The sequence below is a fragment of the Limnobacter sp. genome (assembly GCF_043511195.1).
Lineage (GTDB): Bacteria > Pseudomonadota > Gammaproteobacteria > Burkholderiales > Burkholderiaceae_B > Limnobacter.
Genome location: NZ_CP121330.1, coordinates 2,982,490 through 2,998,422 on the forward strand (window position 1 = coordinate 2,982,490; position 15,933 = coordinate 2,998,422).

Sequence of the window (15,933 nt, forward strand, 5' to 3'; positions counted from 1 at the left end):
GTCGGGCTTCATGATGTCAAATCAACCAGGTAAATGGTAATTTCTTTAACATTCCCGTCCAAACTACTCGACAAAAATGACAAACCTGCAGCAATCGAATCTTTCAAACTTCTGAGCGCACCCGCAGAGATCTCTTGCTTCGAATAACGCTTAGGTTCTTTGCCACTGCGGATTAGCTTTTTAAGTTCGCCATTGGATACATCTGGCCTGCGAAGTTTAATCATCTCCTTGGTCAATAGGGTTGATTGTTGCCTATTGATATTACCTGTTAAAGCAGCAGGAATATTCACACCGGCATTACTCAAAACCTTGACTGCTCGCCGAGCGGCGATAGCAGATGCACCCACACCCAAAAGCGACACACCGTCTAAAACTTGTAACGTGGTTTTGTATGCCGGCATTTGGTCTAAGCGTTGATTTACCCCTGGAGAAATCACTGAATTGAGAGTTCTCATGAATGAATTTGCGCAGCTTGCGCCTGTCGCTAGAGTTGCTGCTCCACCAACCACTGACACAGCCACACTGCTTCCGCCGGTAAAAGGTGCAACAGCCCCACCCCCCAACGTCACAATGCCTGCAACCACCGCCGCTGTGCAGTTAATCGCCGTCATTGCACCTTCAGCTAACACTTCCCTGCCGGAAATTTCAGGCTTACCGGTTTTCACGTCGATCACGATGTATTGGTTTTGAACTGGTGCAGCGTGAGGTTCACGAAGTACAGCTGCACTGCCATCAACGGCCAGCACCACACCCAGTGGTCGAAGCTCGATGACGGAATTGGAAGATTGAAGAACTTTCTGGCGAATTGCGGGTGAAATGACTTCAGACATAATTGAGCATCAGGGATGAAAACCCACGATTATCAATCTGCCATCGGGAAAACCAAAAAACAGGGTTTTTGGATCACTCACTATGAGGATGGACGAAAAAATGCCCGGCACATGGCCGGGCAGAAAAGACGCATTCGTTTAGGAGACTCACAAACCGCCACAACTTTTTCCGACTCCCAATCATTGCCAGAAAAAGGTCCCAAGGAGCAATTTGTTTCAACCGTCTGCGTCATAAGTTCGCTGCGGAGCAGGCAGAAAACTCAGGGGTGAAAATGACAACACTTCTAAAACGCTCTACTACTTCACTACTCATCAAACCACCCCACACGGGGCGGCTTGATGTACTTCACAAACCGATTACTTCATCAGCTTGAATACCCACACGGAACCACCTTGTTCAAGGTAGTTCACTTTGCTGGCCACGTCTCCGCCCCACAAGGGAACAGCGCCGCCCCAACCAGACACTACAGCCACGTACTGCTGACCGTCTTTGCCTTTCCAGGTTACGGGAGGTGCAACCACACCAGAACCTGTCTGGAACTTCCAGACTTCCTTACCGGTTTTCGCATCAGCCGCCTTCAGGAAACCTTCCGGAGTACCCCAGAACACCAGGTTACCGCCAGTGGTCAAAACACCGCCCCACAAAGGCGCATTGTTCGTGATTTCCCACTCAATCTTGCCGGTCTTGGGGTTCATCGCACGCAGGGCGCCGATGTAGTCAAAGCCTGGCAATGTCTTGATGGTGAAACCGGCGCCCAGGTAAGCGGCACCTTTCTTGTAGGTGATAGGCTCGTTCCAGATCCCCATGCCCCACTCGTTGGCGGGAACATAGAACAGACCTGTGTCAGGGCTGTAAGCCATTGGCTGCTGGTTCTTTCCACCCAAAAATGATGGTGCAGAGAACACGGTTTCGCCTTTCTTGCCGTCCATCTTGGTGGGGTCACCAGGGCGGTTGGCCGGGTCGAAAATCGGGCGACCTGTTTTCAGATCAATGCCTTTGGCCCATGTGATTTTCTTCACGAATGGGAAGGCATTTTCCAGCTTGCCGGTGGTGGCGTCGTTCACATACATGAAACCGTTGCGGTCGGCTTTTGCACCAACGCGCTTGCCATTCATGTCAAAGGTCACGAACTCGTTCACACCGTCGTAGTCCCAACCGTCGTTCGGTGTGGACTGGTAGTGCCACTTGATCTGACCAGTTTTTACATCAATCGCAACGGTTGATGTCGAGTACAGGTTGTCGCCGGGACGCAGGTGGCTGTTCCAGGGTGCTGGGTTACCAGTACCGAAGTAGGCCAGGCCTGTTTTGCTGTCATATGAGCCACCCAGCCAGGTTGCAGCGCCGCCGGTTTTCCACAAATCGCCCTTCCAGGTCGCGTTGGTGGTTCCTGAAATACCGGCTTCTTTCTTATTGCCGTCTTTGTCGAAGGTGTAACCCATGTGGCCTTCAACAGTTGGGCGCAGCCACACCATTTCGCCAGTCTTGGCGTTACGGGCTTCAACACGACCTACCACACCGAATTCACCACCCGACACACCAGTCAACACCAAACCATTGGCGATGATCGGTGCTGCAGTGTTGGAGTAACCCGCTGCGTAGTCGTCAATCTTGTCTTTCCAGACTACCTTGCCGGTGTTCTGGTCCAAGGCGATCAACTGAGCGTCCAGGGTCGAGAAAATAACCAGGTTGTCATACAGGGCTGCACCACGGTTTACCACATCGCAGCAAGGCATGATGCCTTCGGGCAGGCGGTCTTCGTACTTCCACAGTTTTTCACCCGTGGAGGCGTCCAGTGCATAAATGCGTGAATAGGAACCGGTCACAAACATCTTGCCGTCGTGAATCAGCGGCTGGCTTTCCTGCCCGCGCTGTTTTTCACCACCAAACGAGAAGGACCAGGCTGGAACCAGCTTGCCCACGTTCGATACGTTGATGTCTTTCAATGGGCTGTAACGCTGACCCTCTGTACCAATACCCCAAGACAACACATCGCCTGTGGATTTGGCATCGTTTTGAATCATTGCGTCTGTCACAGCGGCAGAAGCCACTGCGGGAATCGCCAGTGCGGTTGCTACCATCGCGCTAAGCAGAGTTTTGCGCATTATTTGTTTCTCCTCTCTTCATCCGTTACTTTGAGGTTCTCGCCCCTCTTTTGCAGAGTCGGGGCTACCCAGTTACAACCTAGCGCAAGCTTCATGCCAAGTAGAATATTTCATCTAAATAAAATTTTTATTCAATAAAATCAGTACTTTACAAACCAAGCTTCATTGAGGTGATTTCAATCGTTCCGACCATAAAAAAAAGAGACAGTTTTGTGACATTGGAACAGCTCACCTGTTCAGCAACACACAAACTGTCCCTTTTTGACACACTTGGTACAGCGTTAACCCTGACTTAAAAGTGCTTAGAATCCACCCAAAGCCTCTTTCTCATACAGGGGGTACAAATTGGTCACGTTGCGATAAAACTCCGCCGGGTAGGCTGCAAAGTTTCTGAATCGCTCTGGCGCGCCCTTCTTCATCACATCATTCATTTCCTCACCCATCGCAGCTGCGTTTTCAAGGCGCTTGTCCAACCAGCTCAGGTAATCCAGTGTTTGGTCAATGGCCTCGCTGCCCCAACTGACCGGGCCGTGGCTGGGCACAACCACCTTGGGCTTCATGGCCTGCAGCTTTTTCAGGCTTTCAATCCACGGCCTCAATTTTGCATGGGGGGTGGTCACAATTCGCTTGTAAAACACCAGTCCCCCGGCCCACATCACTTTGCTATCCGGGTCGAACAACACCAGGTCTGAATCGGTGTGGCCTTTCAACTCCACCGCTTCAAGGGACTTGCCACCCATGTTTTTCAAATTACCGGGTGCAATTGTTTGTAACGGGTAGGCACTCTCGGTGCCCTTCATCCAGTCGCCACACAAGCGGTACAAATTGGTTTCATACAAGACGGCTTCCGCCTTGATGCCTTGAAGGGTCAGCTTGGTGGCGGCCAAAGCCTCTTTTGGATAGGCCTGATTACCCAAAAAGTAATCCGGGTGAAGGTTCAAAGCGATCACTTGCCGGATCGGCTTTCCCTTGGCAATCGAATCAATCAAGGCGCGTTGCTGCTCACCGTAAAGGCGTGAAATGCCCGTATTAATGACATACACCCCTGCGTCATCCACGTAAAAACCGGTGTTGATAATGTTGCAGCCATTGGCCTGCGAAAAATCATCATTGGCACCGGCAATCACATACCAGCCACCGGCCAGTTTGGTGGCTTTCAAGCCATAGTCCAGCGCAGCCTGATTCGGCACAGGCTTTGCCACATTGGGCAATTCTGCATGGGCGGACCACACAACACAGCAAGCACTCAGCGCCAAGGCAACGGTACTGAAACCCCTCATTGCGTCACCTTCGCATCAATCCTGTTGCCATTGTTATCGCGCCCTACCAGGCTGATCGGCCCCATCGGCTTTTTGTCAAAGTCAAAGGAAAACAGGGGGTTCTCAGACACAGGCTCGAAGGGGTACAGCTTGGCCAGTACTTGTTTGTTCTTGTCTTGCAGAATCATTTCTTCAATGTAGAAGGCCGGCACGCCTGCCACCAAACCGGTGTCCATGGGGTGCGATACCTGCACGCGCAAACGGGCATCGTCACGCAACTGATTGGCATCAAACATTTTTCCTGCCACCTTGTTCAGCGTTTGCGGCCAGCTGCCATCGGCCCGTGTTGCACCCGGCACAGTACAACCGCCACCGGCTGCTTCAATGAATGCATAGCCCACATGCCACACGCCATTTTCAGCCAGTGCAGCCACACGAATGGGGCTGGCCTGCTCCAGCTTGAAACGGAAATTCAAGGCGGGCTTGGCTTTCTCCGGGATGAATTCAAGCACTTTGCGAATCGGATTGCGATCAACCAGCACCACGATTTTTTTCACCTTTCCTATCGCCGAGGCATCAAACGACACCGGTACATTCATCGCATCTTCTGCAAACAGGGGCACGGTCACCTTGATTCGGGAATCGAACACCGTTTTTTCAGTTGCGTCGAAAAACTGTCCTTTCATGTCGGGCCATTGCATGGAACCCAGCGGATCCCCGCCAGTTAAATCCGCCTTCACTGCGCCCATTTCTGCCGCAGCGGCTTGCACGGGGGTGGCAAAGAAATTGCCTGCCAGCAAAGCAACGACCACGCAACATGCGCGCGTCCAATTTGAATTCATTCTTGTGATGGAACAACCGTACTTCATGATGACCTGTCTCCTGCCATGTGCAATCTGTCAGAATGCAAGCAATCGATGTGCCTATATTCGCCAATGCTCAATTTAAAAGTATCCGCTCGCTGGAAGAAAGACGATGGTCAGTTCGTGGAACTTGATCAACGCATGTTGACCACGCTGAAAACCATCGATGCAAAAGGCTCGATCTCGCTTGCCTGCAAATCACTTGGCGTGTCTTACCGAACCTTGTGGTCGCAAATTCAACAATATAACGAAATGCTGGGTGAAGACCTGGTGGCAACGCATGGGCGCGCCGGGGCCTGCCTTACGCGCTTTGGGCACAAACTCATCTGGATGGTTGAACAGGGCAATGTACGCGTGGCGCCCGATCTAGGCACGGTCGGCGAACAACTGAACGCCGAATGGCTGGACATTGACCAGAACAAACCGTGGATCAGCCTGGCTTTAAGCGACGACCCGGTGCTGCAGGGTTTGTTTCAAAACACCGCCTTGTACAAAAAGCTGCAGGTGTCACTTCGATGGTCTGGCAGCATTGCCGCCTTGTCTGCCCTGCACCGCGGTGAAGTACGCGTGGCGGGTTGCCACTTGCCGGTGGGGTTGGAAGAACATTCCCACGTGCACCAGATCATGCGGCGCTGGCTGCGTGGCTCCAACCTATCGGTGGTTGAACTGTTTGAACGCGACATCGGCTGGATAAGCCGCCCTGCGGCCAGCCCGCCCACCCTGGACGATGTGGCCAAGCGGCGTGCATTGCTCGTGAACCGGAACTCGGCCTCTTCTACCCACCACCAGTTAAATGCCCTGCTTACAAAGGCCTGCCTGAACCCGGAAGAACTGCCGGGTTATTACCATGAAGAAAACTCGCACCTGGCCGTGGCCTGTACCATTGCTGCAGGGCATGGCGACTTGGGCTTGGGCATTCGCGCCGCGGCAAACTACTATGGCTTGCAGTTTCGCCTCGTGTCCAGGGAAAGGTACTTTTTGGTGCTGCACAACAACGACCTGAATTACCCGGCGATGGAAATCATGTTGCCCTGGCTCAACAGCCCGGAAGTGTTGGCACAGGTCGAGCAAACGGCGGGCTACAGGGCGACACACTTGGGCAGAACACAGGCACTGGAAGTGTTCCTGAATGAAATTCAGGAGAAATAAGCCTCGCCTCCCCCCGTGTGGGTGTGCCAAAACTGTGCAGCGCAACAAAATTATGCAATGTTTTGCATAATTAACGATTTACTGCTTTCCCCCAACCACAAATTCCTGCATCAATCTTCCAGATTTCAGCTCAGTCAGCAAAAATTGCGGAAACAGTTTTCCGGAAAATGCGCTGAAACGGCACTGGCATGCCCGTTGCGCCTTGTTGTTTACCTACATCAACACAACAAGGAGTTAGGGACATGAACATGGTTGACGAATTAAATTTGGGGGTCGCTTTCCCATTCAAGGCAAAGTACGACAATTTCATAGGCGGCCAGTGGCTTGCCCCAAAAAGTGGGCAGTACTTCGACAACGTCACCCCGGTCACCGGTCAGTTGCTATGCAAGGTGGCACGATCACAAGCCGAAGACATTGAAGATGCGCTGGACGCAGCCCATGCAGCCAAAGATTCCTGGGGCAAACGATCCCCCACGGAGCGCGCCACGATTTTGAATAAAATTGCAGACCGCATGGAAGAAAACCTGCGCCTGATCGCCGTGGCTGAAACCCTGGACAACGGCAAACCCTTGCGCGAAACCATGGCTGCAGATATTCCACTGGCCATTGACCACTTCCGCTACTTTGCAGCCTGTATTCGTGGCGAAGAAGGCAGCATTTGTGAAATTGACCACCAGACCTACGCCTACCATTTCAACGAACCGCTGGGTGTAGTGGGTCAAATCATTCCCTGGAACTTCCCGATTTTGATGGCCGCATGGAAACTGGCCCCTGCATTGGCCGCTGGCAACTGCGTGGTTCTCAAGCCTGCGGAACAAACACCCGCTTCGTTGCTGGTGGTGATGGAATTGATTGCCGATTTGTTGCCACCGGGCGTGCTGAACATTGTAAACGGTTTTGGTCTTGAAGCGGGCAAGCCTCTGGCATCCAGCAGTCGTATCGCAAAAATTGCGTTCACTGGCGAAACATCCACTGGCCGCCTGATCATGAGCTATGCCGCACAAAACCTGATTCCTGTCACCCTGGAATTGGGCGGCAAATCGCCCAATATTTTCTTCTCCGACATCATGGATGCCGACGATGCCTTCTTCGACAAAACACTGGAGGGTTTCGCCATGTTTGCCTTGAACCAGGGCGAGGTGTGCACCTGCCCATCCCGTGCACTGATTCAGGAAGACATCTACGACGCGTTCATTGAGCGGGCCATTGAACGCGTTGGAAAAATCAAGCAGGGCAACCCGCTGGATGAAAGCACCATGATTGGCGCACAGGCCTCGTCGGAACAACTCGAAAAAATTCTGAGCTACATCGACCTGGGCAAACAGGAAGGTGCAAAGTGCCTGATCGGCGGCGAGCAGAACAAGCAAAGCGGCGACCTGGCAGGTGGCTACTATGTGAAGCCCACAGTCTTCAAGGGACACAACAAAATGCGCATTTTCCAGGAAGAAATTTTTGGTCCCGTGTTGTCGGTCACTACGTTCAAAGACGAAGCCGAAGCCCTCCAAATTGCCAACGACACCCTGTACGGTTTAGGTGCCGGTGTGTGGAGCCGCGATGGTGCACGTGCATTCCGCATGGGCCGCGCCATTCAAGCTGGCCGTGTGTGGACCAACTGCTACCACCTGTACCCTGCACATGCCGCATTTGGTGGTTACAAGCAATCGGGTATTGGCCGCGAGAACCACAAAATGATGTTGCACCACTACCAGCAAACCAAAAACCTGCTGGTGAGCTATAACCCAAATGCAATGGGATTCTTTTAAATTGTTGTCGTAAAAAAAACCAGCACCGCTCAACCCGACCCGGGAAGAGCGGTGCTTCTGTTCAACTGGAGAAAATAATGTCAAACCGAGTCAGCGCAAGCCCGGAAGCACTGGTCTTGATCGCCTCATTAAAAGCCCAGCACGGTGATGTTATTTTTCACCAAAGCGGTGGCTGTTGCGACGGCAGCGCTCCCATGCTGTTTCCGCGCAATGAATTCCCATTGGGCGGATCCGATGTAAAACTTGGCGAGATTGGTGGCGTGCCGTTTTACATGAGCAAATCACAATTCGCGTATTGGGAACACACGCACCTCACCATTGATGTGGTGAAAGGCAATGGCGGCATGTTCAGCCTTGAGCGGCCAAGTGGCTTGAGGTTTTTAACCAGGTCTCGGCTGTATTCCGATCTTGAACTCAAGTCACTAAGCCCGGTTGAACCTGTTGTGTCATGAACTGACACGGCCACACAACAGTTTCAGTTGCGCAATCGGTCAGCTAGAAATTCAACACAAACCCGCAAGCGCGCCGAACTGGCCAAACGCGATGGGTACACCGCATAGACATTGGCGTCCTGACAATACTGCGGCAACACGCGAACCAACTTCCTGTTGCGCAAATAAGGGGCCACATCCCACGCGCTGCGCAAGCCCACACCATGACCATCTACAATCCATTGTCGAACAGACTCGCCGTTGTTCGACGACAGGGCTCCGCGCACCCGCACGATTTCTTCTCCGTGTGGTCCCTGCAGCACCCAGCGCCCCGGCTGCTGATCGCGCTCGCGAATCACAAGGCATTGGTGATTCTGCAGATCAGCCAGTTCATGCAACACAGGTGCCTGTTGCAAATAGGCAGGGCTGGCGCAAAGAATGCGTTGGTTGCCTGCAATGCGACGGCAAATCAAACCAGGCTCAGTCACTTCCCCAAGCCGAATGTCGAGGTGAAACCCTTCGATGAGCAAATCAACAGGGCGGTCAATCAGCTCCAACTCGACTTCCAGCTCGACATACTGCTTGACCAGTTCAGACAGGACGGGTGCCACCCGCGACCGGCCATATCCCGAGCTTGAGCACACCCGCAACAACCCCCTTGGGATGGATCGCTCAGCCGAGAGGGCATCCATCAAATCCTGTGAAGTATCAAGCACCCGCTGCCCCCACTCCACGCAGGTTTCCCCCACTTCAGTCAATGACAAACGGCGAGTTGTTCGGTGAAACAACTTCAACCCCAAGCGCTGTTCTAGCTGTGCAAGTCGCTTGCTGATGTAGGCGGTTGACACCCCCATTTCCCGTGCACACGCTGACAATGACCCATGCCGGCACAATGCGAGCATCAGATCCAGCTCTTCCAGAGAGGGCGGTTTTGACTTCATTTATTAACCTAATAATTGAATATGTTTTAACTTATAACAGCATTATCAACTTTACAGTTAAGCAATACAATAAAGTCTTCAACCCAACATTCAATCAGGAATGCTCATGAACACCCGAAAAATTGCGGTACTGGCTGGCGATGGCATTGGCAACGAAGTAACCCCAGAAGGCCTGCGCGTGCTGGAAGCAGCTGCTCGCCGCTACAATCTTGACCTTCAATTCACCCACTTCGACTGGGCACACTGTGACTACTACCTGAAACACGGCCAAATGATGCCAAGCGACTGGTTCGATCAACTTGTGAACTTCGACGCCCTGTACTTCGGTGCTGTGGGTTGGCCCGACAAAGTGCCCGACCACATTTCCCTGTGGGGTTCCTTGTTGAAATTCCGTCGCGAATTCGATCAGTATGTGAACCTGCGCCCAGTGCGGCTGATGCCAGGCATCCCCTGTCCGCTGGCCAACAAGAAAGTGGGCGACATTGACTTCTACGTGGTTCGGGAAAACACGGAAGGTGAATATTCGTCTGTGGGCGGCCGCATGTTTGAGGGCACTGAACGCGAAGTGGTTCTTCAGGAAGCCGTATTCACCCGCAAGGGCACTGACCGAATTCTAAAGTACGCTTTTGATCTGGCACAAAGCCGCCCCAAAAAGCACCTGACCTCGGCCACAAAATCCAATGGCATTGCGATCAGCATGCACTATTGGGACGAACGTGTGGAATCCATGGGCAAACAGTACCCCGATGTGCATTGGGACAAATACCACGTGGACATTCTTGCTGCGCGCTTTGTGCTTAGCCCGGAACGTTTTGATGTGGTGGTCGCATCCAACCTGTTCGGCGACATTCTCTCCGACCTGGGACCTGCCTGCACAGGCACCATCGGCATTGCACCCTCGGCCAACCTGAATCCGGAAGGCACATTTCCCTCCCTGTTCGAACCGGTGCACGGTTCCGCACCAGACATTTACGGCAAGAACATTTCCAATCCCATCGCCATGATCTGGTCGGGTGCTATGATGCTTGATTCCATCGGTCAGGGCGACCCCAGATTCAAGGCAGCCCACGATTCAATCCTGAAAGCTATCGAAACCGTGCTGGTGGAAGGTCCCCGCACACCGGACATGGGCGGCACTGCCACCACGTCTGATGTGGGCAAAGCAATTGCGGAGTGCATTCAGTAAAAACCTGATCACATGAATCAATTCAACGTACTCTCGGAAATTCTGGGAGTCACCGCCCCCGTGTTTGCAATGGTCTTCATGGGGTTGGTGCTGCGCAAGGTCAATCTGATCAACGATTCCTTCATTCAAACAGCATCAACGCTAACCTACAAAGCCACCATGCCCACGCTGTTCTTTCTGTCGATCTGGCAGGCTGACTTGCAAAGTGCATTCAATGCCACCCTGGTCATTTTTCTGTGTGCTGCCACGGTGGTGGGGTTTTTAGCCAGTTGGTGGTGGGCCACCCAAGCTATTCCATACAGCCAAAGGGGCGTATTTGTACAAGGGGCTTTTCGGGGCAATTGTGGTGTCGTCAGCTTAGCCTTGGTGGCAAGCTACTACGGTGCCTATGGGCTATCGGTGGGCGGCGTACTGGTTGGTTTTACCATTCTCTTGTTCAATGTGCTGTCGGTGCTGATTCTCTCTGTCTACAGCCCCACCCTGAAATTCAGCCCCGCGTCGGTGGGCAAAGAGTTGTTGAAAAACCCCCTTATTATTGCTGTGGTGCTGGGCATGTTGGCCAGCGCGGTGAAACTGTACATACCGCAGTGGCTATTGAAATCGGGCGAGTACTTTGCCGGTCTCACTTTGCCACTGGCACTCATCTGCGTGGGTGGCACTCTTTCACTGGCCGGGGTCAAGGCTTCTGGCATGTCAGCCCTGCAATCCAGCGCAATCAAAATTGCAATTTTGCCCGTGCTGGCCTGCACTGCGGCCTGGGTCATCGGCATTCAAGGGCGGGATCTCATTATTTTGTGGATGTTCTTTTCAAGCCCAACTGCGGCAGCCAGCTTTGCCATGGCCGTGGCTGCTGGGGGTGACGGCAAACTGGCCGCGAACATCATCGCCCTGACCACCCTGGTGTCCATCGGAACCATGACTTTGGGTATTTACACGCTCACCGCGCTAGGGCACTAAATTCACACGTTAAACTCGGAATGAATTCCAGAAAAACAATTCAATCCACAGGTAGCAGTACATGAATACCCAAGCAGCAAGCCAAGTGACAATGACATCCCAGCGGGAATGGGCGCTGCTGCTGATCCTTGCGGGTATTCAGTTCACCCACATTCTTGATTTCATGATCATGATGCCGCTGGGCCCACAGCTCACTGCAGCGTTTTCAATCTCCGATGCCAAGTTCGGTTTGCTGGTGTCGGCCTACACTTTCGCTGCAGGGGCCTCTGGCCTTGTGGCCTCGCTGTACATTGACCGGTTCGAACGGCGCCGCTTGTTATTGATCCTGTATGTGCTGTTTGCGGTAGCCACGTTGGCGTGCGGCTTGGCACCCACCTACGAAACGCTGATGAGCGCACGCATTGCAGCCGGCTTGTTTGGCGGTATTTTGTCTGCGATGATTCAAACAATCGTGGCCGATGTGGTGCCCTTTGCCCGACGGGGCAAAGCCATGGGCGTCATCATGACCTCCTTCTCGGTGTCCACAGTCATGGGTGTGCCGCTTGGTTTGTATGTGGCAGCCAACTCCGACTGGCACACACCATTCTTCGGTATCGCAGGCATCAGTTTCTTGCTTGTGGTGGCGGGCTGGTATGTCATTCCCACCCTGCAGGGGCATTTGCATTCGCGTGGCGAAACGGGGCCGTTGCAGGGCATTGCCCAAGTGCTTCGCGACACCAATCACTTGCGGGCATTTTGCTTTTCGTTCTGCATGATCTTTGCCGGTTTTTCAATTATTCCGTACATCACGATTTACATGCAGATCAACGCGGGTCTGTCGCCGTCCGACATTCCGCTAATTTATCTGGCAGGTGGTGCAGCCACGCTGTTCAGTGCGCAAATCATCGGCAAGTTGAGTGATCGAATCGGCAAGTTGAAAATGCTGCAAATCATTGCAGGCATTGCGGTGGTTCCCATGGCGCTAATCACGCTGACCGAGGGCATGAGCATGGCGGTCATTCTGGTGATCACCACCTGCTTTTTCGTGTTTGTCAGCGGCAGGATGATTCCTGGCATGGCCTTGGTCAGCGCTGCAGGCAATCCGAAAAACCGTGGCACCTTCATGACACTGAATTCATCCATGCAGTCTGCTGCAATGGGATTGGCTGCGCTGATTGGCGGTGTTGTCATTTCACGCAATGCCGAGGGTTTGATTGAGAACTTTTGGTTGTGCAGTGTGATTGCGATCACATTCAACCTGACCGCTTTGTTGATTGCAAAAAAATTGCGGGTGTATCAGTAAGGCGGTGAATCTGCTTTGATCAGCCCGCCGCCATGCGGCGAATAATTGACGACACCACCAAACGCAAACCCTTGACCTCTTTCACTTCCAGGGGCCGCTTTTCTTTCAGGTCTTTGTCTTTGCTGAGTTCTTCAAGCTTGTGTTCAATTTCTTTCAACAGCTCAAGTTGTTGCTTCATGATCATTTACCAATAAACTCGGGTACGCGAAATATACACGCAAGCGCGTCTGCGTTGGATGACACTTTTGTGACGCGTCATGTGCTTCACTTTGCAACAGTCACAATGGATTGATCCTTGCTTGTGTTTCCAGCACGCTTAATTCAAATACTGCAATCATGACGCTGCCTTACTTATTCGCCACCGCCATTTCCATGTCAGTTTGTGCAACTGCACTGGCCAACCCAGACACAGACTGGCCTGTATTTGGTGGTAACTGGAATCACCAACGGCACAGCCCATCAACTCAAATTGCGCCCGACAACGTTGCACAACTGGACACGGCCTGGGAATTTGACACCGGGATATCCTCCAGTTTTCAAGCCACGCCCATTGTGGTCAATGGGGTGATGTATGTGTCGCTGCCGTTTAACCATGTGGTGGCCTTGAAAGCCGACACCGGCAAGCTGCTGTGGCGCTACACCCACGACCGCATCAAAGACCGCCCCATGTGCTGCGGCCCTGCCAACCGGGGTGTGGCGGTCAGCGATGGAAAAGTGTTCATGGGCACTGTCGACTCTCGCTTGCTGGCCCTGGATGCGGGAAATGGCACCAAGTTGTGGGACATTGATGTCACCAAGGGCGATCAAGGTGTACGGGAAGATGCCAGCGCTCTGGGTTCACAACTGAATACACAGGATGGAAAACTCGAGGTGTCCGGAACCTCGGGCGCGGGCATCAACATGGCGCCCATGGTGTTTGATGGCAAAGTCATTGTGGGCATTACAGGTGTGGGCTATGGCCTGCACCTGGATTCACCCGACCCCGACGCCCCGCTGGGTTCAGTCGTGGGTATTGCAGGCAATTACGGTCGGCGCGGCTTCATGGCGGCATACGACATCAACACGGGTGCACAGGCCTGGAAATTCGACACCGTGCCCGAGAAAGGTTGGGAAGGCACATTCACCCGGAAAACACGAGATGGTGTGGTGCTGCCTCGTGATATTGATCAGGAAAAAGCAGACGTTTCAAAGTACCCGGATGCATGGCAGTTTGGTGGCGGCTCAGCGTGGAGCACCCCAGCCATAGATCGAGAAAACGGCATGCTCTATTTTGGTACGGGCAACCCTTCTCCCCAAATGGAAGGCTCGTCAAGGCCGGGCGATAACCTGTACACCGCATCGCTTGTTGCGCTCGATATTCGCACTGGCGAATTGAAGTGGCACTACCAACAAGTTCCTCACGACATGTGGGGCTACGATGTGGCAAGCCCACCCGTTTTGTTCAAGGTACGGCATCAGGGCCAAGCCGTGCAGGCTGTGGGCCAAGCAGGGAAAACAGGTTGGTTCTATGTGCACAACCGAATCACCGGCGCACTGTTGTTCAAAAGCGAAGCCTTCGTGCCACAACACAATATGTTTACCCTGCCCAGCGAACAAGGCAATGTGATCTATCCCGGTGTCATTGGTGGTTCGAACTGGTCGCCAGTTTCAGTGGATGAACAACGCCGCATGGTGTTCATCGCAGGTATTCACTGGCCTGTGAAATATCAATTGCATGAACTGAAAGCCAAGGGCAACAAACCGGCTTTGAAATATTCATCCATGTCGCCAATCGAGGACGGAGAAAAATACGGCTTGCTTTCAGCCCTTCATCTGGACACTGGCAAACTGCTGTGGCAACACAAGGTAAAGGCCCCCCTGATTGGCGGCGTCTTAAGCACCAAGACAGGTCTGGTTTTTTCTGGTGAAGGCAGTGGCGAATTTTTTGCACTGGATTCAAACACGGGCAAACGCGTTTGGGAACAGGCCAACCCGGCCGGTGTAAACGCACCATCTGTTAGCTACGAGGTGAATGGCAAGCAATATTTGGCAGTGGCAATTGGCGGCAACAAGCTGTTCGGTTTCAAACAAGGAAAAACCATCAAGGCTTGGGCATTGAAGGCTAAATAAGCAGCCAGTGATTGTCCAGTGCGAATGAATTCTTGTCTTCACCGGCCTGGTGCCCCAACCAAACTTCACCGCCCCTCGAGGCCAAGGCGCAGGCTGCTTTGGCCTGCTGCGTGTTCAGCAATCTGCCATGTAAATCAAACCTGGCCGCTGAATCATTCTTGGTGCAACTGATCACAAAGCCTTCGGGCGTGGTGGCAATATCGCCTGCATAGCCGTTCACACCAATCGACTCACCCACCGGGCTCAACCCTTGTTCATCGAGCAAGGCAAGCACTGGCGCCGCCTCTTGATCAGCCTCTACAGCATGATGGGCCTGCATGGCAATTCCCACCACACCGCTGGCATGCACGGCCATGTGGCGCAGGCTGAGCCGCGAATCACGCAGGGTCCATTGGTTCAACACCCTGCCCGTTCGGGGGTGCATGGCCACCACGGAAGAATCCATGGGCAAGTGGTTTAGTTGCGTGCGCCCCATGTCTGCATGGGTTTGTATGCCGCCATTAGCCACCAGCAAAAAAGGTTCATCGATACCCAACACACCGCCGGGCAACACCAACATTTCATGCGGGTCTCGACCCTGCGTTGGCCACACATCGAGAAGCTCAAATGTTTCCCGGTGACGAACACCCAGCACACCTTGCCCGGTCAACACATCGGTTTCTGTGGTGAACAAGCAATCACCGTGTACTGCGCTGTGTCCGTTCAAATGCCGGTCTTCGTCTTGCCAGGTGCGCGCAGTGTCTCCGGTTTGAATATTCAGCCGCATGATCCAGTCGCCTGGGCGGCGCGCAACAACCAAATACTCATCGCCCTGAAGGTGCATCAAACCATGTGGGCGGGTGGGTAAATCCACTGCCGAATCAATGGTGTAAGGGGTCGACAGGCGGGTATTTTTCCAGCTGAGCACACCCACCTGATAAACCGCTGTTGGCAGTTGCCAGGCCGCAAGCAAGCTGGCGTGCTTGCCATTCACAGCGGCCCTTGAGGGCAAGGGTAAAGCCAGCGACAGTGCCACTGCACCGCCTTGCAACAGAAATTGTCGGCGTGACAACACCATGGG

The 15,933-nt window shown here is 53.2% G+C and carries 15 protein-coding genes; 8 read left to right on the plus strand and 7 right to left on the minus strand.

All coding sequences use genetic code 11. The annotated features are described in order from the left end of the window. Positions 1 to 8: 8 nt before the first annotated feature. Positions 9 to 830: a hypothetical protein gene (locus P0D43_RS14180; protein ID WP_394672735.1), complete on the minus strand. Its 822-nt coding sequence runs from the start codon at positions 828 to 830 to the stop codon at positions 9 to 11. A 15-nt stretch (positions 831 to 845) separates the two neighbouring features. Here P0D43_RS14180 and P0D43_RS14185 point away from each other — a divergent pair, with 15 nt between their 5' ends. Next, positions 846 to 1,100, plus strand: coding sequence for a hypothetical protein (locus P0D43_RS14185; RefSeq protein ID WP_394672736.1), 255 nt, complete (start codon positions 846 to 848; stop codon positions 1,098 to 1,100). Positions 1,101 to 1,187: 87 nt separating this feature from the next. Here P0D43_RS14185 and P0D43_RS14190 read toward each other — a convergent pair whose 3' ends face one another. From P0D43_RS14190 to P0D43_RS14200, 3 genes are all read right to left on the minus strand, one after another. After that, entirely contained in the window at positions 1,188 to 2,933 is a 1,746-nt protein-coding gene (locus P0D43_RS14190; RefSeq protein WP_394672737.1) for a PQQ-dependent methanol/ethanol family dehydrogenase, read from the minus strand. Between the two features lie 302 nt (positions 2,934 to 3,235). Further along, positions 3,236 to 4,213, minus strand: a complete 978-nt coding sequence (locus P0D43_RS14195; RefSeq protein WP_394672738.1) for a quinoprotein relay system zinc metallohydrolase 1 — start codon at positions 4,211 to 4,213, stop codon at positions 3,236 to 3,238. Further along, positions 4,210 to 5,061 (minus strand): quinoprotein dehydrogenase-associated SoxYZ-like carrier, encoded by an 852-nt coding sequence (locus P0D43_RS14200; protein WP_394672739.1) that lies wholly within the window; start codon positions 5,059 to 5,061, stop codon positions 4,210 to 4,212. The genes P0D43_RS14195 and P0D43_RS14200 overlap by 4 nt, the downstream gene beginning before the upstream one ends. 66 nt (positions 5,062 to 5,127) lie before the next feature. On the opposite strand from P0D43_RS14200, the gene P0D43_RS14205 reads away from it, so the two are divergent. The 3 genes from P0D43_RS14205 (at position 5,128) to P0D43_RS14215 (ending at position 8,419) form a co-directional block, all read left to right on the plus strand. Then, a complete protein-coding gene (locus P0D43_RS14205; RefSeq protein WP_394672740.1) occupies positions 5,128 to 6,204 on the plus strand; it encodes a substrate-binding domain-containing protein in 1,077 nt (358 codons plus the stop codon). Between the two features lie 242 nt (positions 6,205 to 6,446). After that, positions 6,447 to 7,967, plus strand: coding sequence for an aldehyde dehydrogenase (gene adh, locus P0D43_RS14210; protein WP_394672741.1), 1,521 nt, complete (start codon positions 6,447 to 6,449; stop codon positions 7,965 to 7,967). Between the two features lie 77 nt (positions 7,968 to 8,044). Beyond that, positions 8,045 to 8,419, plus strand: coding sequence for a DUF779 domain-containing protein (locus P0D43_RS14215; protein ID WP_341238185.1), 375 nt, complete (start codon positions 8,045 to 8,047; stop codon positions 8,417 to 8,419). Between the two features lie 23 nt (positions 8,420 to 8,442). Here the strand turns inward: P0D43_RS14215 and P0D43_RS14220 are convergent, their stop codons facing one another. Further along, entirely contained in the window at positions 8,443 to 9,339 is an 897-nt protein-coding gene (locus tag P0D43_RS14220; RefSeq protein ID WP_394672742.1) for a LysR family transcriptional regulator, read from the minus strand. Positions 9,340 to 9,445: 106 nt separating this feature from the next. On the opposite strand from P0D43_RS14220, the gene P0D43_RS14225 reads away from it, so the two are divergent. The 3 genes from P0D43_RS14225 to P0D43_RS14235 all read left to right on the plus strand — a co-directional run bounded on the left by P0D43_RS14225 (position 9,446) and on the right by P0D43_RS14235 (position 12,764). Next, the gene (locus tag P0D43_RS14225; RefSeq protein WP_394672743.1) at positions 9,446 to 10,525 is read left to right on the plus strand and encodes a tartrate dehydrogenase; all 1,080 of its coding nucleotides are present in this window, start codon (positions 9,446 to 9,448) and stop codon (positions 10,523 to 10,525) included. Between the two features lie 12 nt (positions 10,526 to 10,537). Continuing rightward, on the plus strand, positions 10,538 to 11,482 hold the full coding sequence (locus tag P0D43_RS14230; RefSeq protein WP_394672744.1) for an AEC family transporter: 945 nt from the start codon (positions 10,538 to 10,540) through the stop codon (positions 11,480 to 11,482). A 61-nt stretch (positions 11,483 to 11,543) separates the two neighbouring features. After that, complete coding sequence (locus P0D43_RS14235; protein ID WP_394672745.1) at positions 11,544 to 12,764, plus strand: MFS transporter; 1,221 nt, start codon at positions 11,544 to 11,546, stop codon at positions 12,762 to 12,764. A 19-nt stretch (positions 12,765 to 12,783) separates the two neighbouring features. On the opposite strand, the gene P0D43_RS14240 is transcribed toward P0D43_RS14235, so the two are convergent. Continuing rightward, positions 12,784 to 12,942, minus strand: coding sequence for a hypothetical protein (locus P0D43_RS14240; protein WP_394672746.1), 159 nt, complete (start codon positions 12,940 to 12,942; stop codon positions 12,784 to 12,786). Positions 12,943 to 13,100: 158 nt separating this feature from the next. Between P0D43_RS14240 and P0D43_RS14245 the strand changes: the two genes are divergently transcribed. Beyond that, complete coding sequence (locus P0D43_RS14245; protein WP_394672747.1) at positions 13,101 to 14,873, plus strand: pyrroloquinoline quinone-dependent dehydrogenase; 1,773 nt, start codon at positions 13,101 to 13,103, stop codon at positions 14,871 to 14,873. On the opposite strand, the gene P0D43_RS14250 is transcribed toward P0D43_RS14245, so the two are convergent. After that, entirely contained in the window at positions 14,866 to 15,930 is a 1,065-nt protein-coding gene (locus P0D43_RS14250; RefSeq protein ID WP_394672748.1) for a DUF1513 domain-containing protein, read from the minus strand. The genes P0D43_RS14245 and P0D43_RS14250 overlap by 8 nt on opposite strands. Between the last annotated feature and the right edge of the window lie 3 nt (positions 15,931 to 15,933).